This is a genomic window from Pseudomonas sp. F8002 (assembly GCF_013385495.1).
Classification (GTDB): domain Bacteria; phylum Pseudomonadota; class Gammaproteobacteria; order Pseudomonadales; family Pseudomonadaceae; genus Aquipseudomonas.
Genome location: NZ_JACAPW010000002.1, coordinates 101,617 through 121,831, shown reverse-complemented (window position 1 = coordinate 121,831; position 20,215 = coordinate 101,617). Strand labels below are relative to the sequence as shown.

General features: G+C 58.9%; 23 protein-coding genes and 1 tRNA gene. 13 read left to right on the top strand and 11 right to left on the bottom strand.

Annotated features, from left to right (window positions below):
* Positions 1-172 precede the first annotated feature (172 nt).
* On the top strand, positions 173-1,129 hold the full coding sequence (locus HX811_RS02895; protein ID WP_177044635.1) for a GlxA family transcriptional regulator: 957 nt from the start codon (positions 173-175) through the stop codon (positions 1,127-1,129).
* A 248-nt stretch (positions 1,130-1,377) separates the two neighbouring features.
* Positions 1,378-1,914 (top strand): spore coat protein U domain-containing protein, encoded by a 537-nt coding sequence (locus HX811_RS02890; RefSeq protein ID WP_177044632.1) that lies wholly within the window; start codon positions 1,378-1,380, stop codon positions 1,912-1,914.
* A 99-nt stretch (positions 1,915-2,013) separates the two neighbouring features.
* Here the strand turns inward: HX811_RS02890 and HX811_RS02885 are convergent, their stop codons facing one another.
* The 3 genes from HX811_RS02885 to HX811_RS02875 all read right to left on the bottom strand — a co-directional run bounded on the left by HX811_RS02885 (position 2,014) and on the right by HX811_RS02875 (position 3,916).
* Positions 2,014-2,394, bottom strand: coding sequence for a DUF1090 family protein (locus HX811_RS02885; RefSeq protein ID WP_177044630.1), 381 nt, complete (start codon positions 2,392-2,394; stop codon positions 2,014-2,016).
* A 238-nt stretch (positions 2,395-2,632) separates the two neighbouring features.
* Positions 2,633-2,953 carry a hypothetical protein gene (locus HX811_RS02880; protein ID WP_087693939.1) on the bottom strand — a complete coding sequence of 107 codons (321 nt, stop codon included), beginning with the start codon at positions 2,951-2,953 and terminating at the stop codon, positions 2,633-2,635.
* A gap of 6 nt (positions 2,954-2,959) precedes the next feature.
* The gene (locus HX811_RS02875) at positions 2,960-3,916 is read right to left on the bottom strand and encodes a glycoside hydrolase family 6 protein (protein WP_008435075.1); all 957 of its coding nucleotides are present in this window, start codon (positions 3,914-3,916) and stop codon (positions 2,960-2,962) included.
* 145 nt (positions 3,917-4,061) lie between these two features.
* Between HX811_RS02875 and HX811_RS02870 the strand changes: the two genes are divergently transcribed.
* Together HX811_RS02870 and HX811_RS02865 are read left to right on the top strand one after the other, a co-directional pair.
* Complete coding sequence (locus HX811_RS02870; protein ID WP_177044629.1) at positions 4,062-4,580, top strand: DUF1993 family protein; 519 nt, start codon at positions 4,062-4,064, stop codon at positions 4,578-4,580.
* Between the two features lie 80 nt (positions 4,581-4,660).
* Positions 4,661-4,984, top strand: a complete 324-nt coding sequence (locus HX811_RS02865) for a helix-turn-helix domain-containing protein (RefSeq protein WP_003207700.1) — start codon at positions 4,661-4,663, stop codon at positions 4,982-4,984.
* Between the two features lie 34 nt (positions 4,985-5,018).
* Here HX811_RS02865 and HX811_RS02860 read toward each other — a convergent pair whose 3' ends face one another.
* From HX811_RS02860 to HX811_RS02850, 3 genes are read right to left on the bottom strand one after another with little or no spacing between them, the layout of a single operon-like run.
* A complete protein-coding gene (locus tag HX811_RS02860; protein ID WP_177044627.1) occupies positions 5,019-6,392 on the bottom strand; it encodes a hypothetical protein in 1,374 nt (457 codons plus the stop codon).
* Between the two features lie 4 nt (positions 6,393-6,396).
* On the bottom strand, positions 6,397-7,584 hold the full coding sequence (locus HX811_RS02855) for a DUF6384 family protein (protein WP_008435073.1): 1,188 nt from the start codon (positions 7,582-7,584) through the stop codon (positions 6,397-6,399).
* A complete protein-coding gene (locus HX811_RS02850; RefSeq protein ID WP_177044625.1) occupies positions 7,584-8,723 on the bottom strand; it encodes a merozoite surface protein 3b in 1,140 nt (379 codons plus the stop codon). The genes HX811_RS02855 and HX811_RS02850 overlap by 1 nt, the downstream gene beginning before the upstream one ends.
* Before the next feature lie 211 nt (positions 8,724-8,934).
* On the opposite strand from HX811_RS02850, the gene HX811_RS02845 reads away from it, so the two are divergent.
* Both HX811_RS02845 and HX811_RS02840 read left to right on the top strand, forming a co-directional pair.
* Positions 8,935-9,543, top strand: a complete 609-nt coding sequence (locus HX811_RS02845) for a LysE family translocator (RefSeq protein WP_032899362.1) — start codon at positions 8,935-8,937, stop codon at positions 9,541-9,543.
* 822 nt (positions 9,544-10,365) lie between these two features.
* Positions 10,366-10,452 (top strand) — tRNA-Leu (locus HX811_RS02840).
* A 165-nt stretch (positions 10,453-10,617) separates the two neighbouring features.
* Here the strand turns inward: HX811_RS02840 and HX811_RS02835 are convergent.
* The gene (locus tag HX811_RS02835) at positions 10,618-11,445 is read right to left on the bottom strand and encodes a hypothetical protein (protein WP_177044623.1); all 828 of its coding nucleotides are present in this window, start codon (positions 11,443-11,445) and stop codon (positions 10,618-10,620) included.
* Positions 11,446-11,527: 82 nt separating this feature from the next.
* Positions 11,528-11,662 carry a hypothetical protein gene (locus HX811_RS31905; RefSeq protein WP_023658805.1) on the bottom strand — a complete coding sequence of 45 codons (135 nt, stop codon included), beginning with the start codon at positions 11,660-11,662 and terminating at the stop codon, positions 11,528-11,530.
* Between the two features lie 219 nt (positions 11,663-11,881).
* On the opposite strand from HX811_RS31905, the gene HX811_RS02830 reads away from it, so the two are divergent.
* Entirely contained in the window at positions 11,882-12,910 is a 1,029-nt protein-coding gene (locus HX811_RS02830) for an alpha/beta fold hydrolase (RefSeq protein WP_177044621.1), read from the top strand.
* A 73-nt stretch (positions 12,911-12,983) separates the two neighbouring features.
* Here HX811_RS02830 and xth read toward each other — a convergent pair whose 3' ends face one another.
* Together xth and HX811_RS02820 are read right to left on the bottom strand one after the other, a co-directional pair.
* Positions 12,984-13,802, bottom strand: a complete 819-nt coding sequence (gene xth, locus HX811_RS02825) for an exodeoxyribonuclease III (RefSeq protein WP_102368989.1) — start codon at positions 13,800-13,802, stop codon at positions 12,984-12,986.
* Between the two features lie 251 nt (positions 13,803-14,053).
* The gene (locus HX811_RS02820) at positions 14,054-15,064 is read right to left on the bottom strand and encodes an NAD(P)-dependent alcohol dehydrogenase (RefSeq protein ID WP_177044619.1); all 1,011 of its coding nucleotides are present in this window, start codon (positions 15,062-15,064) and stop codon (positions 14,054-14,056) included.
* A gap of 183 nt (positions 15,065-15,247) precedes the next feature.
* Between HX811_RS02820 and HX811_RS02815 the strand changes: the two genes are divergently transcribed.
* From HX811_RS02815 to HX811_RS02795, 5 genes are all read left to right on the top strand, one after another.
* Positions 15,248-16,147: a LysR family transcriptional regulator gene (locus HX811_RS02815; protein WP_177045043.1), complete on the top strand. Its 900-nt coding sequence runs from the start codon at positions 15,248-15,250 to the stop codon at positions 16,145-16,147.
* Between the two features lie 291 nt (positions 16,148-16,438).
* Entirely contained in the window at positions 16,439-16,756 is a 318-nt protein-coding gene (locus tag HX811_RS02810) for a hypothetical protein (protein WP_032899360.1), read from the top strand.
* A 165-nt stretch (positions 16,757-16,921) separates the two neighbouring features.
* Positions 16,922-17,290: a VOC family protein gene (locus HX811_RS02805; protein WP_102370267.1), complete on the top strand. Its 369-nt coding sequence runs from the start codon at positions 16,922-16,924 to the stop codon at positions 17,288-17,290.
* 104 nt (positions 17,291-17,394) lie between these two features.
* On the top strand, positions 17,395-17,817 hold the full coding sequence (locus tag HX811_RS02800) for a hypothetical protein (RefSeq protein WP_003207738.1): 423 nt from the start codon (positions 17,395-17,397) through the stop codon (positions 17,815-17,817).
* A gap of 132 nt (positions 17,818-17,949) precedes the next feature.
* Positions 17,950-18,351 (top strand): TonB family protein, encoded by a 402-nt coding sequence (locus tag HX811_RS02795; RefSeq protein WP_003207740.1) that lies wholly within the window; start codon positions 17,950-17,952, stop codon positions 18,349-18,351.
* Positions 18,352-18,489: 138 nt separating this feature from the next.
* Here the strand turns inward: HX811_RS02795 and deoC are convergent, their stop codons facing one another.
* Positions 18,490-19,170: a deoxyribose-phosphate aldolase gene (gene deoC, locus HX811_RS02790; RefSeq protein WP_003207741.1), complete on the bottom strand. Its 681-nt coding sequence runs from the start codon at positions 19,168-19,170 to the stop codon at positions 18,490-18,492.
* A gap of 143 nt (positions 19,171-19,313) precedes the next feature.
* Between deoC and deoR the strand changes: the two genes are divergently transcribed.
* Positions 19,314-20,072: a DNA-binding transcriptional repressor DeoR gene (deoR, locus tag HX811_RS02785; protein ID WP_008435058.1), complete on the top strand. Its 759-nt coding sequence runs from the start codon at positions 19,314-19,316 to the stop codon at positions 20,070-20,072.
* The last annotated feature ends 143 nt before the right edge of the window (positions 20,073-20,215 follow it).

Sequence of the window (20,215 nt, the reverse complement as noted above, 5' to 3'; positions counted from 1 at the left end):
AGTGCTCCCAGCGTGCAAAAGGTGGCGATGTTCATTGAGGCCCTGAGCTCTGATTTGCGCATTTCCCGGTGAAATGCAGCTGCGATCAGAGTGAACGCATCCGGGAACTCACACCATTGGCCCAATGACCATTTTTCATTAGAATCGGGCCAATCTCGATCAGGCCCGCCCTATGAAAAAAAGTGTGAAAGTTGCAGTCATCGCCTTTAACGGCATCAGCCCCTTTCACCTTTCTGTGCCGTGCCTCGTATTTGGTAAAGATCGCCGAGTGGGGGATTCGCCCTGGTTCGAATTGGTGGTGTGTGCGGGTGAAGAAGGGGCGCTGGTTACCAACGCCGGTTTCGCGATCCACTGTGACCATGGTTTGGACCAGGTTGCAGGAGCTGACATCGTCATCATTCCCAGCTGGCGGGACGTCACCGAAAGGCCGCCGAGCGCGCTCCTCGAAACGCTTCAGGCAGCCCATGAACGAGGCGCGCTGGTGGTCGGCCTGTGCCTGGGGGCGTTCGTGCTTGCCCATGCGGGCCTGCTGTGCGACAAGCGGGCAACCACGCACTGGGCGTGGGCCGCGCATCTGGCGCGAGATTTCCCGCGCATTGAAGTGGACCCCAAAGTGCTCTATGTCGAGGCGCAGCAAATCCTGACCTCTGCAGGCGTGGCCGCAGGGCTCGATTGCTGTATTCATATCGTCAGGCGGATCTACGGGCGGGGAGTTGCCAACGCGTTGGCGCGTCAACTGTTGGTTTCCCCCCATCGCGACGGAGGCCAGGCCCAGTTCATCAGCCAGCCTGTTCCTCAAGGCGCAAGCGACCAGCGTCTCGGCCAGTTGCTGGACTGGCTTCGGGCAAACCTGGAACAACCGTTGTCAATCGATCAAGTGGCGACGAGGCTGGCGATGAGTCGACGCAGTTTCACCCGGCACTTCAAGCAACTGACCGGCTCGACGTTTGGAAAGTGGCTCACGAATGAGCGAATCAAGGCCGTCCAACTGCAACTTGAAACAACCGACCATAGCGTCGAATCGATCGCTGACGCTTGCGGGTTTGGTACAAGCCTGTCTTTGCGTCAGCACTTTTTGTCGATCGTGGGGGTAAGCCCTACAACCTACCGGAAGGCTTATCATCGATAGAGGAGGTAACTGTAATTTCCGGCTGATGTGCAGCGACCAGGCAAAGACTGGCCAGTGATTCCTGCGGGTACAAGGCCGAAAAGTTCTCCAGGCAACCTCCCGCAAGTGACAGCGATTTGGCCTCAGGCTGGCAGTTTCCTCCTGACTGACTAACCTTCTACGCAGCGGCCATCCTTGTACAAGTGTCAAGGGTCCACCTCAGGGACCTGAACCGGCGCGCTGGGTTGGCAAGTCATAAGGAGAGCTTCATGAATGGATTTATCTCAAGAGTCTTACTGGCGTTGACAACACTGGCCTGGGTGTCCGGCGCCCAGGCCGCGACCACCGTCACCGGTCAAATCAGTGCGTCCCTGATATTGATCAATAGTTGCCTGGTCAACGGCGTGGGGGGCACAACAGGCTTGAATTTCGGTGCGTTGAACTTTGGTACCGCCAACACCCTGTATACAGAGGCTGATGGGCAAGTGCTCGGCGGCGGCGGGGCGCCTTTGTCTATTCAATGCTCGGCGGGTACTTCGCCGGTATTGACCATCACGTCCGGCGCCAATGATGGAAAATCCACCGGTGGAACGCGTGCCCTGGCAGACGGTGCCGGCCACTTTGCGCCCTATGACATCTACACCGACGCCGCCCACACGCAAATTCTTGCCAACAACGGCACTATCAATCTCGCGGCCAGCACCGGGGTTGCGCAAACCGTGAATATTTACGGTAAATCACCGGGCAAGGTGGGTTTGCCTGCCGGTACTTACACTGACACGATTGCGGTCACGCTGACGTTTTAAGTATCGGGCGTATCGCCAAGGGGTAAAGGGGCTGATTGCCTGGAAGTGCGATGGCAGAAAAAGGCCCGCAAGCGCGGGCCTTCTGCCGGGCAGCTCGAGTTACTTGAACAGGCCACCAATTGCGTTGATTGCGTCCGCAGCCTTGTTCACGTTTTGCTGGCGCTGAGGGTTAGTGTCCACTTGTGCCTGGGTGTTGTAGGTGCTGTTGCTGCAGCTCTTGTTGGTTTGTGTCAGTGCCGCCTGGAACGCGGTCGCGCGCAAGGTATCGCCCTTGGCATTGGCCGCATTGATATTGGTCTGCAGGTCGCGGATCTGTTGCTGGCAGGAGGCACTATTGGCGTTGACGGTGTTGTTGCTGTTGCCGGCACCCCCCAAGGCAGATGACAGGGCACCGGTGAGGGCAGACAGGTCGGCGGCTTGGGCGGTCAGTGTGAACAGGCTGAACAGGGCGGCGGCTGGGGCGAGTTTAGAAAGACGCATGGCAAACCTCAATGTTTTATTGCCTGCGCATCTCCGGGGGCCCGAGCAGGCGCAGAACAATATCCGTATAGAGGTGAGCGCTCGGGTGGGGCGAAATATATTTGGTCAAATTTTGACCTTCAACCGTGAAACTCCATAAATGTGAGTTGTTTCACGTTGTTTTCTGGCATTGACGACGTATCAAGGTGAGGGCACGAGCCCGAGTGATGCGCGATGCAAGCTGAAACGCCTGGGTGCTTCACTTGGCGCAACAAACACCCGATAGCTTCACCAGCAGTGTCAGCGCGACGATTGCCCAGCCAAAGTTGAGTGCGACAAACATCCATTCCGGCGGATTTGTACCCAGGAAAATCGTCGAGGTAACCGTCAAGAAAACCATCAAAAGACCAATTGGGAGCCAGAACCAGAGGTGTTTCTGGCGCTGGCACACCTCTATGTGCAGCGGGCTATCTTCATGGAGCGTCATGTGTTGTCGGCCTCGGTAACCTGCTGCTTCCCTGCCGATGTTCAGCTCAAGAGCGCTATCCTGAGCAATGAGTCCAGGTGATGCAAGGCTCATTCGCCGTTAGTGTCCATCAATCAGGCGAAGTGCCAGTTCGGCACTGAAGGTGCCTGCCGCCGGGCCTTCATGACAATCGGTTTTCGTCGAAGACGCACCGTCCGAATTGCCCGGGAGTTTGATCCATAGGGCAACCAACCGTGGCGAAAGCACTTGCGGTGGCATGCCCAGCCTGCGCCCCACCGGGTTGCACCAGTCTCCAGGATTCGCACCATTGCCGTTGCGGCTGGTATCCACCGCCACGGCTTTTGTATAGGCGTATTCGCTTAACAACCTGGCATTGATGGCATCACCATAACTGCGCACCTGGGCGAGGGTGTAGAAGTTGGCGATATTCAGGGCAAACCCCCGGATCTGTTTCACCCCGGCTGCATTCAACGCATCGGCCATGGCGCCTGGGGATTTCCAGCCTGGATTGCCAGCGTCCAGATAAACATCGGCATGGCGTGCGCGCTGGTTGAACCCCGATACGGCGTAATTGATTAGCCCCAGCCGCTCGGCGCGCTTGTCCTTGTCCAGGCACTGCAGGTCTGCCAGTGCGTCCGGCTCCAAGATAACCAGCGCCGGCTGGTCTCCAATGCCTTTGATCAGTTGGTCTATCCAGCCCCGGTACTCCGCCGCTGCCGGTGCGCCACCCTTCGAGGCGCCACCGCTGCAGTCGCGGTGGGGCAGGTTATAGGCCACCAAAATCGGTGTTTTATCAGCGCTGGCGGCAGCGGTTACATAGCGATTGACGCGCTCGGCCAGCGTTCCTATGGCCTGGCTGGTGCCGGTCAGCCACAGGGCACTGGGCACCTCGGCAATGGTTGAGCGGATGCTTGCAGTGGCAGGCGTATCGGGGTGCTGCTGGACCCACTGTGCGGCGGTGGACTGTGGGTTGACGTAGAACCCATCACTCGCCTGGGCAGCAGGCAGCATCGACAAGCAGATAAAGCCGGCTGCAAGGGTGGCGATCTTTAGCACGCTCTACACCAGTAAGAGGGGCGGGTGGCCAAGGTAAGTCGGCTCGCCGCTGACGTCACGTGAAGCTGCATGAAGCTTGCCGGCTAGCCGCGTAGACCGTGCCCATGGCATGCTCCCACGCTCAGCATCCAGTCAAGGAAGAACGATGTCGACCTATGTAATCACCGTCCCTTGCTTTGCGCAGATGTTGCGCTCGCTCAAGGGGCTTTTGTCCAAAGGCGAGGCGCATGCCGGCGAGTTGGGCTATGACCCGCGAAACCTGCTGAGCGCGCGGCTGGCGCCCGACATGCACACCCTCGCAACGCAAATCCGGTTTGTGTGCACCCAGGCCCAGGAATCGGTCCAGCGTCTCACCCATCAACCGCTGCCGGTTCTGAGCACACCCGCAACCCTGAGCGAGGCACGTGGGTTGATCGAGCAAACCCTGCAAGCCCTTGCCTCGGCAGATCGCGAACTCATCGACAGCAGCGAGCGCGCTATCTCGATAGAACTTCCCGACGGTACTATTTTCGACATGACTGCCTACGAATACGCGGTCAATTGGGCCATTCCACAGTTCTATTTTCACCTGATGACCGCCTATAACATCCTTCGCCATAACGGTGTGCCGCTCGGCAAGGCCGATTACGTGCCGCATATGTTCGCCTTCGTGCGCACGCAATAGGTAGCCACCCGAATGAATAGACCCCGCTCCTGCGCATAAGCGTATGGTGGGTGTTAAACACGTTTATTGAGGTACCCGCCATGGACGATAAACTCGGCATCCGCCTGAAAGAGGAACGCAAGATCCTGGGGCTCTCCCAACAGGAGTTTGGTGCGATTGGCGGTGTGGGTGCGAATGCTCAGGTGCACTACGAAAGTGGCGCGCGGGCGCCCAAGTCCGATTACCTGATTGCCATCCGGCATAAAGGCGTGGACGTGCTTTACGTGTTGACGGGGGAAAGGGCGGTTATCAACCAGGCCACCCTGAGTGACAAGGAGACGTTGATCATCAACCACTACCGCACGCTGGACGGGCTGGATCAGGATGCGATTGCGCAGATCACTTCCTCGTTGTCTGACAGCTAGCAACGAGGAAGTCCCGGATTTGCTTCGCGCCAGGCTAGAAGCTGTCGGTCGTCCTGAAGCTGCCGCCGCCTGTACTGCCTGACGTCGAAAAGCTGGCCGTGTTGTTATTGCTGCTTTCGACGGTGGCGACGCCAAGGACGACAGGGCTGATCGATGCGCTGACATAGCCTCGCGTCGCCCCTGCCGCTACCTGACTGCGGCGCACGATTTTAAGGCCCCGGCCAAGCACATCCACAACCTGGCCAAGGGTTGCACCCTGGGTCATGTAGCTCTCTACCAGACGCTCGAAGTCAGTCGACAGGTCAAAATAAACATCGCGGCCGGTAAACGCATCGTTGCGAACTTTGCGCTCCAGGTCTTTGGCACGCTGGTAGCTGTTCTGGTGTACCACGGCCTCTTCCTGGGTATCCGCCAGTTGCTGTACCACCGCTTTCAAGCGCAGGTTCAGGGTTTGCAGTTGCTCGACGATCAGGTCGTCGGCGTCGTCCGGGGTGTGGCTGGCCAGGTCGATCAATTCGCCGATGCTGCGGGTTTTCAACTGGTCAGTGAGCAACTGGCGTGCGCGCTGGTAATGCGTGTCTTCGTTGCGTGAGTAGCTGCCGAGTTTTTCCTGGATGGCATTGGCCTGGCGCTTGGCGTTGTCGACTACGCGTTGCAGGGTGTCGAGCTCGGGTTGAATTGAGGCCTGTCCCAACTGGTCACGTGCCTGAGCCAGTTGCGCATCGACGCTGGCACTCAAGGTGCTGATCAGGGCGATGCGCTCGGCCTGCAAGGCCTCGTTTCGCTCACCAAGGGCGATCAGGCTCAGCTCGTTCTTGCGGTTGGCGAGGTAGTTCACCTTGGTCGCCAGCCAGTTGTCCATCCAGCGGTTCAGGCGGTTGCGCCGGTATTGGTCGGTGCCGAAGGCGTGTCCGCGCAAGTAGACGTAGACCAGGTTGGTATCAAAGGTCGGACGCTTCAGTGCGCACTCCTGGCGCAAGTCTTCATAACCGCTGACGTGTTCTCGGTGGGCGGCCTGGGCCAGGTCCAGTTGCTCGACCTGGCGGGCGTAGTCGGGGTTTTGTTCCAGGGATTGCCGGGCTTGCTGGTCGAGGGTGTCGGCTCGCGCTTGCAGTTTTTCCTTGCCCGCCAGCGCCTGGGCCACGGTCTGCTCAGCGTCGCGCAGTTGCTGGTGGAGCAGGTCCTGGGACTGTTGGCGCAGGTTCAGGGCGGCGGCGACTTGCTCGTTCTGCGTGTTGCCCTGGTCCAGGTGCAGGGCCGCGATTTTACCCAGGCGCTGGGTAATGTCCTGCTCCAGCGCCAGTTGCTCGCCGAGCAGTTCAGACAGGTGTTGCTCGGCCGTGCGAATCCTCAGCTCGGCGTTGCGGGAGTTACGTTCGGTGATGCCGATCAGGGTGTCAGGCGTCATGTCTTCACCACTCCAATATCGTTTCGAGCGGGTCGGTGGTCCGTTGGCTCAAGTAGGTGACTTCCATCCTGCCGGCTGGCTTGCGGCCGACTACACGGTTGGTCAGGTGGCCGTCGTCGAGTTTGTCGGCCTTGACCTTCAGGTATTCGGCCTGCGGTACCCGCACAGCGAACTGGCTGGCCCACGCGCCGGTGCCGGTCTCACTGCTGACGGTGGGCAGCAGAACCGGCCTGTCCGACAGGTCGACGGCTTCGACAACCAAATACCAGCTCTTGCCCTGGGTCGAACCAGGATTGGAATTACACAGCGCCTTGTCGTAGCAGCGCTCGACACCGGACGGCGTGCCGGGCCGGTCGACAACCCGAATGGTCACCTCCTTTGGAATCAGTTCGGTGTTGGCACGCAGGGCCCTGAGTTGACCGCCGGCTTTTTCGATTTCGAATTTCCCGATGAGGTCTTTGATCATGACCAATTCGGCCTGCATGCCCCGCGTCGCTTTACTGTCGGCAGCGGGCAGGTGAATGTCGGCGACTTTGCGGGTCAACTCGTTGAGCTGGTCGGTCATCGGCTGGACTGCCTTGACCTTGGCTAAAAACGCCTCCAGCACGCCGATCTGCTCACTGGCGTAATCGACCCCGGAGGTATCGACCATGGCCAGGGCATGTTCGGCCTTGGTATTCAGGCGGGGCAGGGCACTGAACAGGTCGCCGCCCTCAATATAGGCCGGGTCCTGCTGCACGGCGCTCAGGCGAGCCTTCAGGTGGGCGATGTCTGATTGTTTTTGTGCCGCGTTCGTCTCGACGGCGATGGCCGCTCTTTGAGCCTCTTGGATCTCGTGTCTGGCGACCATCACCCGGCTGCATTGCACCACCAGCAAGGTGACCGCGATGAGCTGGATGACGAGTATGCCGCGATGCCGCCTGAGCAGTACTTTGCTCCAGAAGCGGTCAAGCGCACTCAGTTCCGGGGCCTCGAACACCAGGCGTTTGGAAAAGAATTCGCGCACGCCCTGATCGATCTGCGCTTCGGTAAATTGAATGCCGTTGTTCTGGTAATACTCGCGGATGCGCGCCGCCACTTCTGCGCGGCGTTGGGGCAGGCTCAAGTCCTTTTCCACCGCCATCTGTTGGTGGCGCAGTTGATCCACCAGCGCCATCGCGCCGAGTTGCTCGGAGAGAAGAATGTCGCTCATCAAGCGGCCTTGGTCAGCAATGCGGCGAACTTGCGTTTGGCCTCTTCGACGGCTTCGGCGATGTCACGGGACGCGTTGCTGGATTCAGCTCGGTAGGTTTCCGTCAGGCCGCGCATGTCCGTCTGGAAGCTCAGGGTGGCGTCGGCCAGGGCGCGCACCGAGTCGACCTTGATGGTGGAGCCATAGCTGGCCTTGACCGCCGCTTCCAATTGGGTGTTGCCGGTGCTGCCCAGGGCTTCGAGGCCCTTGCTCATGCCGTCGGTGGTGGCATTCAGCGTGTTGGTGGCTTCGGCCAGTCCACTGTTGCTGGTGAACGACACCGCGAGGCCGGTCAACACCACTTCGTTGGTAGAGAAGAACGAGACCATGCGCTGGTACTGGCGCTCCTTGATCACATGCACCTGGTTGATCCGGGCGAAGACCATTTCGGCCGTGTTGTAGCCGACCTTCAGGTCATCGGCGATGTCCTTGACGATCTGGTAGCGCTTGTCTTCGTCCTGCAGCGCGCGTACGGCTTCGTCACGGCGCAATTCCAAGGCCGCGCGTTCGGCCGGCGCCAGGGTTTCGGCAGCCGTGACTTGGGCGTTGGCCTCGTTCAAGGCCTGGGTACGCTGCTCCAGGACCTGGCCGGCCAGGGCGAGCACTTGTTGGGCATCGACCTCGGCCGCTTTCATGGCCATGCGAAAATCCAGGTAGGCCTCCAGAATCACCGTTTCCCGGGAGATCTGGTCATTGGCCGACTTGCACACCTGCAGGTAGTTTTCACGGATCTCGCTGAAGCGGCTGGGGATCGAGCCACGACGCAGGTTCATCCAGCTCAGCTTGAGCTTCTCCAGCGTATCCAGGCGCCCATCATCCATCCAGCCCGCCATGGCCGCAGCGTCTTCGCGAATCGAGGTGAAGCTCTGGGTGATGTCCATGAAGCGCGTGGAGATATCCATGCCGGCGATCTGCTCGCGAACCACGCTGTTAAAGGTGGTCGACTGTTGCAGCACGGCAGCGATAGCGGTGACTTTGGCGGTGTCGTACTGGGCCACGCGGTCCAGCAATACCAGTACCGGTGCGTCTGGAACCGGCTGCAGAAGATTGATGCCCAGGGTCCGCAGGCCCGTCAGCGCGCGGTCGAGGTAGTTGCTCATCGAGTGTCCTTTCAGGATGTGTTCAGCACAGGGTGCAGAGAAGGGCGCAAGTATACCGATCAATGAAGGCAAACCAATGGCAGTTTGGTTGGAGGGCGCTTGTTGGCAGGCCTGGCGAAGTGTATGACCGTATCTACCCGTAGCTGTACGGGGCGCAGGCTGGCGCAACGTTCTACTGTCACGGCCACAGTACTCGTTCGGATGTCGCGCCATGCTCATGTCTTCAAGCCTGCTTTCAGCCTTCGCGCTGTTCGCCTTTGTGTCCTCAATCACCCCAGGTCCCAATAACACCATGTTGCTGGCGTCCGGGGTGAACTTCGGTTTTATTCGCTCGATCCCCCATGCACTGGGCATCAGCATTGGCTTCATGTTGTTGGTGATCGCCGTGGGCCTGGGCCTGGGAGAAGTGTTCAAGGCGTTGCCGTGGGCCTACACCGTATTGCGTTATGTGGGGGCGGCGTATTTGCTGTACCTCGCCTGGAAGATTGCAACCTCCAGTGCGATGTCCGATGACACCGATGACAAGCGCAAACCCATGACGTTTCTTGGCGCGGCGGCCTTCCAGTGGGTCAACCCCAAGGCCTGGGTCATGGCGCTGGGCGCGATCACCACCTACACGCCTGCCGAGGGTTATGTCACCAACGTGCTGTTGATTGCTGCGGTGTTTGCCTTGGTAAACCTGCCCAGCGTTTGCGTATGGGCCGGCTGTGGCAGCGGCTTGCGCAATGTACTGCGCGAGCCACGCTGGTTGCGGGTGTTCAACTGGTCGATGGCGGGGCTGTTGGTGCTGTCGTTGTATCCGATGTTTTTTGCCGGCTGACACGCCCTCTGACCTCCAGCGGGTTGCGTCAGCAGGCCATGGATCCTAGACCGGTGAGATGGTGGCCAGCAGACCAATTGCGATGGTCAGCGCAAGAAAACCGAACAGGAAAAATGCCATCTTAGCCATAAGGCCTCCGAAATGAACGGGCCGGCAGGACGGTTCCTGCCGGGCTCCACGGGCGTGTCGGGAGTGGGAGTATTGTCAGGGCAGGGCGGTTTTCGATACAGGGGCAGATGCAGAAGAAAAAAGCGTATCAGATGGGCCGGGGCGCCGCAGGAGCAGGAAAGCCGGGGATGATCATTTTGGGGTATCAGGGAATAAACAGCGGCTCGGTGCCTTGTGGGTGAAGCTGGTGAAGGAACTAACCTTTTGCGCGGAGTATCGTATCCACGATTTTCGTGGGAGGTTGAAGGCGAACTGCGTCGTGCATGGCTATTCTCAAGCGGCGCTGGGAGGGTTCCTTGAAGTGATTTCATCGGGGCGAGTAGGCAAATGGGCAAGACATTGGCTGCGCTGTCGTTTTTGATGACCCTGGTTTGGGTTTCAGTGGTTATTGCGGTAATGACTTATTTTTCCTGATGCACGTGGGGCACGGGTGCGGCACCTGGTGAAGCGGTCGGTATCGCCATTGCCCACTCCCGCCTGCAAAATCTGTAGATGACTGATCTGGCGAGCTTTTTTGTTTGCCAGGGCGCCGCTTGATTGTTTGAAAAAGCCCGCACCCGACCTTGCATCGAGGGGGCTGGATCTATATATTCCCTAGCCTGCTGCAACGCTCAAGGGCTTTTAACGCTGCTTGGCCTGCTGCATAGCGCTACCGCCCGAATGGCGAAACTGGTAGACGCATGGGACTTAAAATCCCCCGCTCGTAAGGGCGTGCCGGTTCGATTCCGGCTTCGGGCACCATCTAAAACCAAGGGTTTGCGGGCGAAAGCTGATGCAAGCCCTTGTTTGTTTCCGGTCGGCAATTGTTCAACGGGTCCGCAATCCACTCCGTTTGCGAGGCTTCCTTGCCTCCTGCGTTGCAGATGCACCGCCCGGTCATCGCAACAGTAGTGCGCTACCTCAACCTCAGTTCTTCGCGCGGTTCAATGGAAATTCGTACCGGCGCTTATCGATAAAGATCGAATAACGTAATCCTCCGTCGCCGCTCGGCTGAAGAATGCTGTGGGTCTTGGATTTATGGAAAGGGTGGCTGTAAAGAGAGGGAAGGTCTGAATAGGCATAGCTTTCAAAATGCAGTTCGTCGCCTACCCAATGCACCTCGTTGTACAGGAAGTGCCAGTTTTTGCTGGAAGCCATGTAGAGGTAGGCACTGCCGTTGGGACCCATGATGACTTCTACCTCTAGCTCGCCTTTGTCATCTGCCCACTTGCCAATATATCGCTCCATACCGGAGTGGGCAGGTATCCCGGGATCCGCTACAAAGTCACTGGCCTTGAAAGGGGTTTTGCGCGCAGCTTCAGCGGCGGCGTTTGGATAAAGGGCACACAGCGGTGCGACGTTACTGACTTTTACGTAGTTGAAGGTCAGGCTCGTATCCGAAACATCCATGCTCAGCGTCATGGTCTGCGGGTCGAATGCCAGGACCTTCAGGTCGAAGTTGTCTGAAGGTGATTTGAGATGGATGACCTTTCCATCGTCGGACACCTTGAAGTCGCTCACTTCTTTTTCCTGGTGCTTCCCGGGTTCAGCGCAGTTGAATGGATGCAAGGTGGCCTTGGCATCGGCGCTGTATTCGACCACGTTGGCAATTCCGTTGCGCAGAGGAACCATGGCCCAGATGCCAACTACGTTATCTTGAGTCGCCAGCGCGTGCGTCGAAGGCTTGGCGCCATGGTTGGCACACCCGGTCATCATCAAGGTGGCCAGGGAAATTGTCAGAACGTTGATCCGCATCGGGCTTATCCATAAGAGTGTTCGCATTGATCCATCTGTCGCGGTTGGCGACCTTCTGGCAGGCATGCATCATAAGGGATCGTTACGCTACGGTGCAGACCCAGAGGTGATTCTGCCGATAGGGCGCGCGGGTGAAGTGAACATCTGAGACCAGATGCATGCCTCGCTCTTGCAGGGCTTCGGTCAGTTGTACGAGTGTCTCTGCCTGGATAGTCATTGCTGTTACCTCGTCAGATTTACTGCGTTCATAATTCTTGACCGGCGGGGCAACTGGCTAATTCAAATTTTCTACAACGTTGATTGACGTGTGGTTGCTTCAGTTCTTCTGCTCCCGATCCCAGGATAAGTGCTGCCTGAAAATACGCGGGCAGTGGTGCACACGCACTCGAGGTGACCTACAGTGAAACATCGCGCCGGTATGACATGAGGAGATCCTATGTCCACTTTCAAGCTGACTTCGCGCATCTTCAGTACGCCCCGTCACACAACGCATTATCTGGAGTCGGGGCCTGCCGATGGGGCATTGATGATGTTCCTGCATGGCTGGCCCGAACTCGGTTTGATCTGGCGTGCACAGATGGAAGCGTTCGCTGCCCAAGGCTGGCACTGCGTCGCACCCGACATGCGCGGCTATGGCGGCTCTTCGGCGCCGGCCGCGATCAATGCGTACACGATTGAAAACATCGTCGCAGACATGACAGAGCTGCATGACCATCTCGATGGAACGCCCGCCATCTGGGTGGGCCACGATTGGGGCAGCGTCGTGGCCGGTGAACTGGTCGCCCATGAACCTTGGCGCAGCCGCGGCGTTGTGCTGGTTTCGGTTCCGTACTTTCCTTCGACGAACGCGCTGGCGACGCTCATACCGCTGGTTGACCGAGGGATTTACCCGGTCGACCAGTATCCAGACGGCCAATGGGACTATTACCGCTACTACAACACGCATTTTGCGTCCGCCGTGGCTGATCTTGACGCGGACAAAGCAGCATCGCTGGCGTCGATTTATCGAAGAGGCAACCCTGCGAACATCGCCAGGGTCGCCTCCAATGCCGAAGTGACCCGCAAAGGCGGGCGGTTTGGCGAAGCGCACCGGGCTCCCCCGACCCCACCAGACCCGGCGCTCTGGCCCGAGACGGACTTCGCGGCACTGGTGCGCACGTTCGAGGAGCATGGTTTCCGCACGCCCTGCGCGTGGTATCTGAACGACGATGCCAACATCGAATACGCCCATCGCGCACCCAATGGCGGCCGCCTGTCCATGCCCGTCCTGTTTGTGAACGGTGATTACGACCCGATGAATACCATCAACGGCAATCAGTTGGGCGATCCAATGCGCGCGGCCTGCGCAGACCTCACAGTGACGAGCCTGCCTGGCGGGCATTGGCTGCCGGTGGAGTGCAAGACTGAACTCGTTGCGGCCATAAGTCGCTGGCTGATGCTCGCGAAATTCGTGCCCCATCAGTAAGCCCGGATCACACCTTGGGATGGGTGAGTCGGGGACCGGCACGCGTGCCGATAGTCTGCGTCGTGGCTTGTGATCAACTGCGTTTTGGCTTCTTTCTTGACCGGGTTTGCCGTGATGAGATCTCGATCCATGTCGGCGCATGATCACTGGCATGCTCTTCACCCCGTACCCATGCATCTACGCCGACGTTTTTCAGGTACGGGGCGAGTACCGGGTTGAGCAGCAGATGGTCGATGCGCAGCCCGGAATTCTTCTGCCAATGCTGACGGAAATAATCCCAAAACGTGTACACCCGCTCTTCCGGGTACAGGTGCCTCAGCGAGTCGATCCAGCCCTGGGAAAGCAACCTTTGAAAGCACTCACGGCTTTCTGGCTGGAGGAGGGCATCCTTGAGCCATGAGCGGGTGTTGTAGATGTCCAGGTCGGTGGGCACCACGTTGTAGTCACCCGCGAGGACCACCGGATGTTCGCTGGCCTGCAGTGTTGCAGCGTGGGAGATCAGGTGCTCGAACCACGCGAGCTTGTAATCAAATTTTGGCCCGGGTTGAGGGTTGCCGTTGGGCAGGTACAGGCATCCGACAATCACGCCATGGACAGCCGCTTCCAGGTATCGAGACTGCGAGTCGTCCTTGGCTCCCGGCAAGCCCTTATGGATCAAAAGGGGTTCGGAATCCCGCGCGAGAATTGCCACTCCGTTCCAGGAAGCCTGGCCATGGTGCAATGAGCCATAGCCCGCCGCCTCAAGTTCTCCAGCGGGGAACGCGTTGTCTTGCGCCTTCAGTTCCTGCAGGCAGACGATGTCCGGGCGCTCCTTTTCCAGCCACTGCAGAAGGTTGGGCAGTCGCGTCTTTATGCCGTTGACATTGAATGTCGCGATCTTGAGGTTCTGCATGGCGTCGGTCCTTCAATGTGCCGGGTGCGCCGGGTGTTCGGCCACCGTGGGGGTAGGGGGACTACCCTTGCTCATTTGGCGATGTCCCCTATACCGGTTTAGTCGCAAAGCCTCTTTTCGACTACACCAAACCTGTGTTGCTCCATAAATAACAGGAACCGGTCTTTGAACGACCATTGGTGTCATTCGTGAACCGCCTGGGCAAATCCCGCAGCAATCACCTGCCTGTGTGAAACGCCCGGCGGTCGACTTTACCCGACCTTGATGACCACTTTGCCAAAGGCGCCCCTGGCCAAGTGTTCGTATGCCTGGCGCGCTTGATCGAAGGCGTACACACGGTCGATTACCGGGCGAATCCTGTGCTCGCTCAGGAACGCGTTCATGCGGTCGAACGATGAGCGCGGCGCTACGGCAATGCCGCGAATGGTTGTTTGCCGGAATATCATCGGCATCAGGTTCAATGCAGACGTCTGGCCCGTCAGGAATCCGATCTGGGCGATACGTCCACCGACCCTGGTCGCGGCGATCGATTGATTGATGCCATCTCCGCCTGCGACGTCCAGGAGCAGGTCCACGCCCTTGCCATCGGTGAGTTTCAGGACTTCCTCTGCCCAGCCAGGATGCGTGCGATAGTTCACACTGGCGACCGCCCCCAGTTTTTTCATCGCCTCCAGATTTTCATCCCGACTGGAGGTGACAATAACCTTGGCGCCGAGGGCGGTTGCGATTTGCGCAGCGAAAACCGAAACCCCACCGGTACCTTGAACCAGCACCGTTTGGCCCGCCTCGATCTGGCCGAAATCAACCAGCGCGTACCAGGCCGTCAATGCGGCAATCGGAAGAGTCGCGGCTTCCTCATCCGACAGGTTGTCGGGGACACGTACTGCGCTGTCCTCATGGATGATCATATATTGCGCCAGGCCGCCGGGCAAAGGCGAGCCGAAGCAGTAGTCGGGTTCATCCGGCCCAGGCATGCCGTCCAGCCAGCGGGAGTAGAGATGCGAGTTGACCCGGTCGCCAATAGCGAAACGGCTGACACCGTCACCTGTTGCTACGACAACGCCTGCCGCGTCGCTGACGGGAATCAATGGCTTGGGCACCTTGTGGGGCTCATAGATGCCATCGACGATGGCCTTGTCCCGGAAGTTCAGCGAAACGGCCCCCACCTTTACCAGCAGCTCTCCCGCCTTGGGGACGGGGGTCTCGGCGTCCCCTTGTACCAGGTTGTCCAAACCGAAATCTTTCAGAAGCCACGCTTTCATTTTCTGTCTCCAGCAACGGTGAATGGGCAGGGGAGGCAAGTGCCTCCTTGTTGTTGGGGCCATTGTTGAGGTTTCGCAGCGCGGCATAAATGGGCAGAATCCAACAGCATTGTTATTCTGGAGAGCAACAATCAACCCTTCAGCGGCTTCCCGAGGACGAGACGTATGGCGCTTCTACAGTCGATGCAGGTATTTGCCAAGCTGGCGGAGTTGGGCAGCTTCACAAAAGTCGCGGAGGCGACGCAGACCGGCCGTCCCTATGTCACGCGCACTATTCAGGAACTGGAGGCGTCCCTGGGTGTGCGCCTGTTCCAGCGCACGACGCGTAAAGTCAAGCTGACGGCTGAGGGCGAACGATTTTACGAGCGTGTCAAAGAGATTCTGGCCACCATCGCAGAAACCACTTCCATGTTCGACCGCAGTGGCTCGACGCTGAGTGGGCGGCTTCGGATTGATATTCCCACGGCGTTTTCCCAGCACGGGTTCATGGAAAGCCTCAGGCAATTTACCGAGGCATTTCCCGAGATCGAACTGGCACTCGGCGTGACCGACCGCAGGGTAGACCTGGTGGCGGAAGGCATCGATTGCGTATTGCGAATCGGTGATCTCCCGGACTCCAGCCTGGTAGCCAGGGAAATAGGCAGCGCAATCATGGTGACCTGTGCATCTGCAAGTTATCTCCAGGCCTGCGGGGTACCGGAAACCCTGGCGGACCTTGCCGGCCACCGGTGCGTCGGCTTTCTTTCGGGTCAAAACAACAGGCCGCTGCCCTGGCACTTTTCGATGGCGGGCGAGGACCATCCACACACTCCACGCGGCGGTATCACCGTGAACGAGTCCAACGCTTACGTTCAATGCGGCGTTGCAGGCTTCGGCATTATTCAAGCACCGGGGATTACCGTCGGGGCGTACCTCGCCAGTGGAGAACTGGTTGAAGTACTCGGCGCATTTCGTCCAGCACCGCGCCTGGTTTCCGTGCTTTACCCCAGCCGATCCCATCTTGCACCCCAGGTGAATGCATTTGTGGATTGGCTGAAAAAGCACTTTCCGATTGTGCACCCCGACTGGTTCAACGCTTACTGATCCTGCAGAAGCACTTCGCGGCAGACCGAGAGGGGGCAGGTTGTTCAGGCGGGCTGTCGGAACGTATGATCGCAGCGAGCGCCCTTTTCCGGGCGCTGAGACTCACCCTTTGAAGGACATGAGCATGGAAAAGCACTTCGGTAATTCAGGCCTGTTCAAGGCTGCTTCGTATCACTGCAACACGCTCCTGGGCAGCGGCATTGCTCGTTGGGAGCTGAAAAATATTGCGTTGAATACGAAGGAGTTTTTGATATGTCCAAAGAACTACTCGGAGTTTCTGCTCTAGGGTTGATGGTGGTGGGGGAGTTTTGTGCAATCTACAGCGAGGTGGTCACCGCCAGGCTCGCCCAGACAGGGCATGGTTCATGGGAGGCGTTCGTTCTTCCCGTTGTGCTGATGTGTTTTGCCGGGCTTTGCCTGTTGGGTGCGTATTGGCTGGGTTACGTGGCGGTCGGTGATATCTGGGTCGTCACCGTGGTCTCAGTCACCTCCCTGTTGCTGCTCGAGCCCGTGGTGGTCTGGGCGTTGTTCCATGAAGCACCAGGGCGTGGCGCACTCATCGGGTTTGTCCTCGGCGCCTTGGGCATGCTTGCTACTGTATTGCTTTGACTCAGCCCTCTGGCCCGGCAATCAAACGCCGGGCCAGCTCGCCGCAACTGTTCACCGTTTCATCTTAGGGTCGCGATGTGATCATCGACTGATGACAACGCTACTGTCAGGAACTGACGCGGGCTTGAATTAAGGTGAGTTCTCTCACTCCTGTCAGGTCAAATGATGAAATTCTCGTCTGTTCGTCTCGTTACCAACCACTTTGAACGGCTCGTTCAGTTCTATCACAACCTCTCGACTGTCGAGCCAAGGCACCTGGCTGACGGGTTCGCTGAAATTCACCTCGACGGCGTCGTCCTGGCCATAGCCGATGAGCGCCTGGTCCGCCTTCACAACGATGGACTGGCAGTCGCCGCCAGCAACCGGTCGGCGATCCTGGAGTTTCAAGTGGATGATGTCGAGGCCGTCCTGCTGCGTATCGGTCGGGCTGATGTGGTGATGCCGGTGACAGTCATGCCATGGGGCAACACTTCGGTATTGCTGCGTGATCCGGATGGAAGCCTGGTCAACGTCTTTTCGAGACCTCGCCGCTGAATCGGTCCGTCGCTGTAGCCAGGTTCGGGAAGGTCGATAACGGGTTAAAGTAATCAGCTTAAGCGCCGATCAATTAACATCGATACCGGAATTGGATATTTGACATGATCACTAACGTCAGCAGTCTCGCTTCAGTACCCGCCAACCCAAGTCCGGCCAGCGTCAGCGATAGCTCCAAGACCGAAGATTCTGGAACCTTGAGTCTCAACCCGGACACGGGTGCCAAAAGTGCGCCCGCTGCAGGTGGCGGCCAGGCGGCATCCACGTCGCAGGAGTCCGACACCGTCAAGGCGCTGAAAAAGCAGATTGCGGAGTTGCAAAAGCAGCTTCAAGAGCAGCAGCAAAACATGCAAAAGGCCCAGGCCAGCAATCAAAGCGCAGACGCCAAAGCGGCCGCCGTGGCTGCCGCCCAGGCGCAGATTGCCGCAACGGCAGCTGCATTGCAGTCTGCGTCCTCGGCGTTGTTGCAGGCACTGACTTCCGACGGTGGAAGCGGTACCGGTTCCATCGTCAGTACCACCGCCTGAGAGGCAGATTTGGTTTTCCACAAGAAGCATTCGTGTACCCACGGGCCATTCTGTTCGACCTGGATAACACGCTGACGCACCGAGCCTTGATTAGCCTCACCTTGCACACCAAACGTCAACGGAACTGCGTTTATGAAATACAGCTGGATCGCACTTGTCTTACTGCTTTGTGCCTGCACGAGCGGCCCCACCCGGGAACAACTGGCAGAACAACGCTTATGGGAATACCAGTTGCTCACTCACCTCAATCACTTCAAGTCGTACCCCGAAGAAGCTCGCCTGCAAGGATTGACCGGCCTGGTCAGGGTTGAATTCGTGGTCGACGCCAAAGGCAACCTGATACGGCACAAAGTCATCAGCCATACAGGTTCGGATCTGTTCGTCAGCGCCGTGGAGAGATTCGTTCCGGCGGCGTCGCCAGTGCCTGCGCCTCCACCCTCAATGCTGCTCAAAGGCGAAATTCAAGTGGTAGCCCCGTTTGTATTCTGCCTGGAGGGCGTGGCCTGCGCCGGCTCACCGCCACGCCGGCTGTAGCTGACCTGCGGATAAATTCCGGGCAAAGAAAAGCCCGCGATGGGGAGCGCGGGCTTAAAGGTTTTCACCAGGAGCTGAGATGACCATAGGCGCCCGACTGTGAAAGGGTTGTGAAAGGGCGCCAGCGCTGCACTCAACTCAGTAGGCGCCCGCGGCCGCCTTTGCGCCGCTGACGATGGCGATCCCGGAGCTGCTGCCCAGGCGCGTAGCACCGGCTTCGATCATCGCCTGGGCCGTCGCCAGGTCGCGCACGCCGCCCGACGCTTTCACGCCTATCTGCGCCCCCACCACGCCGCGCATCAGGCGCACATCCGCCAATGTCGCGCCGCCATGGCCGAAACCGGTGGAGGTCTTGACGAACGCCACGTTCAGCTCGCGGCACAGGCTGCAGGCATGGGTTTTCTGCTGGTCATCGAGCAGGCCGGTCTCGAGGATGACTTTCAGCGGCACCGCGCCGCAGGCCGCCAGCACCTGGGCAATATCGTCGCGTACCTGGTCCAGCAGGCCATCCTTCAGCCAGCCGATGTTCAGCACCATGTCGATCTCGCCTGCACCGGCCTCGATCGCAAGCTTTGCCTCATAAGCCTTGGCTGCACTCAAGCCCGCACCCAGGGGGAAGCCGACGACGGCACAGACCAACGGCGCGGCGTCGCGCAGGCATTCGGCGGCCAGCGGCACGTTGGCGCTGTTGACGCACACGGACTTGAAGCCATGCTCGCGGGCCTCGGCGCACAGTTGGCGAATGCTCGCCTGGGAAGCATCGGCGGCCAGCAGGGTGTGGTCGATATAGGCTGCGAGCGGCAACGGATCAGTCGGCATGGCAAGTGTCCTGTAAGGATGAGGTGCTGGGAAAAGGCGGTTTGTGTTAAGTTGGATGCATTAAATGTGAAATAAATAACATTGTAAATGGAATTTGTGACTGTCCTGATCAAGGGCACGCATTCAACGAGGGTTGGAACGCAGTGGATTCAAAGAAAAGCGAAAGATTTCGGGCCATGCACAAGGCCTTGCAGGGCGAGTCGGCGATTCACTTGCGTGACATGGCCGCATTGCTGGGTGTATCGGAAATGACCCTGCGCCGCGACCTGGCAGACAGCCCCCAGGGCCTGCGCCTGTTGGGCGGGCACGTAACCCGCAGCGGGCCGCCGGAGCCCGATTACCAGGTCGCCGAACAGGACCAGCGCCACGTCGCCGAGAAGCGTCAGATCGGCGTGCTGGCCGCCAGCCTGGTGCGCCCCGGCGACACGGTGTTTATCGATTGCGGCACCACCACGCCGTTCATTATCGAGGCGTTGCCGGATGACTTGGAGTTCACCGCGCTGTGCAATTCCCTCAACGTATTGCTCAAGCTCCAGCAAAAGCCCCACTGCACCATCATCCTCTGCGGTGGCACTTTTCACCGGCGCAACATGGTCTTCGAGAGCCATGCCGAGGCGGGCATCCTGGATGGCATCCGTGTGGCGTGGGCGTTCATTTCCGCGGCCGGCGTCAGCGCCGCCCACGGTGTGACCTGCTACAACCTCAACGAAGTGGAGGTCAAGCGCCGGGTCATGGCGCGGGCGCAGACCTGCGTGCTGGTGGCCGACCACAGCAAGTTCGACGAAGTACGTGCGGCACACTTTGCCGAGCTGTCGGACTTCCAGCGGGTGATCAGCGACCCCGGGCTCGAGGCGGCACAGCAGCAGGTGATCAGGGACAGCGGGGCGATCCTGCTGATCTGACTCAAACAGCATTGTGATTTTTATTTCATTTGTTCGGAATTTAACAAATTGGCCTTGACACTCTCCGGAGCAAGGCATAGTTTTTCAAATGTGATCGCGGTTCACATTTGTGAGCACGGCCTCCCTGAAGGCCGTGCCCGAAT

Coding starts and splice junctions, on each gene's coding strand:
- HX811_RS02895 (WP_177044635.1), top strand. CDS start 173: ATGAAAAAAAGTGTGAAAGTTGCAGTCATCGCCTTTAACGGCATCAGC.
- HX811_RS02890 (WP_177044632.1), top strand. CDS start 1,378: ATGAATGGATTTATCTCAAGAGTCTTACTGGCGTTGACAACACTGGCC.
- HX811_RS02885 (WP_177044630.1), bottom strand. CDS start 2,394: ATGCGTCTTTCTAAACTCGCCCCAGCCGCCGCCCTGTTCAGCCTGTTC.
- HX811_RS02880 (WP_087693939.1), bottom strand. CDS start 2,953: ATGAGCCTTGCATCACCTGGACTCATTGCTCAGGATAGCGCTCTTGAG.
- HX811_RS02870 (WP_177044629.1), top strand. CDS start 4,062: ATGTCGACCTATGTAATCACCGTCCCTTGCTTTGCGCAGATGTTGCGC.
- HX811_RS02865 (WP_003207700.1), top strand. CDS start 4,661: ATGGACGATAAACTCGGCATCCGCCTGAAAGAGGAACGCAAGATCCTG.
- HX811_RS02860 (WP_177044627.1), bottom strand. CDS start 6,392: ATGACGCCTGACACCCTGATCGGCATCACCGAACGTAACTCCCGCAAC.
- HX811_RS02855 (WP_008435073.1), bottom strand. CDS start 7,584: ATGAGCGACATTCTTCTCTCCGAGCAACTCGGCGCGATGGCGCTGGTG.
- HX811_RS02850 (WP_177044625.1), bottom strand. CDS start 8,723: ATGAGCAACTACCTCGACCGCGCGCTGACGGGCCTGCGGACCCTGGGC.
- HX811_RS02845 (WP_032899362.1), top strand. CDS start 8,935: ATGCTCATGTCTTCAAGCCTGCTTTCAGCCTTCGCGCTGTTCGCCTTT.
- HX811_RS02835 (WP_177044623.1), bottom strand. CDS start 11,445: ATGCGGATCAACGTTCTGACAATTTCCCTGGCCACCTTGATGATGACC.
- HX811_RS31905 (WP_023658805.1), bottom strand. CDS start 11,662: ATGACTATCCAGGCAGAGACACTCGTACAACTGACCGAAGCCCTGCAA.
- HX811_RS02830 (WP_177044621.1), top strand. CDS start 11,882: ATGTCCACTTTCAAGCTGACTTCGCGCATCTTCAGTACGCCCCGTCAC.
- xth (WP_102368989.1), bottom strand. CDS start 13,802: ATGCAGAACCTCAAGATCGCGACATTCAATGTCAACGGCATAAAGACG.
- HX811_RS02820 (WP_177044619.1), bottom strand. CDS start 15,064: ATGAAAGCGTGGCTTCTGAAAGATTTCGGTTTGGACAACCTGGTACAA.
- HX811_RS02815 (WP_177045043.1), top strand. CDS start 15,248: ATGCAGGTATTTGCCAAGCTGGCGGAGTTGGGCAGCTTCACAAAAGTC.
- HX811_RS02810 (WP_032899360.1), top strand. CDS start 16,439: ATGGTGGTGGGGGAGTTTTGTGCAATCTACAGCGAGGTGGTCACCGCC.
- HX811_RS02805 (WP_102370267.1), top strand. CDS start 16,922: ATGAAATTCTCGTCTGTTCGTCTCGTTACCAACCACTTTGAACGGCTC.
- HX811_RS02800 (WP_003207738.1), top strand. CDS start 17,395: ATGATCACTAACGTCAGCAGTCTCGCTTCAGTACCCGCCAACCCAAGT.
- HX811_RS02795 (WP_003207740.1), top strand. CDS start 17,950: ATGAAATACAGCTGGATCGCACTTGTCTTACTGCTTTGTGCCTGCACG.
- deoC (WP_003207741.1), bottom strand. CDS start 19,170: ATGCCGACTGATCCGTTGCCGCTCGCAGCCTATATCGACCACACCCTG.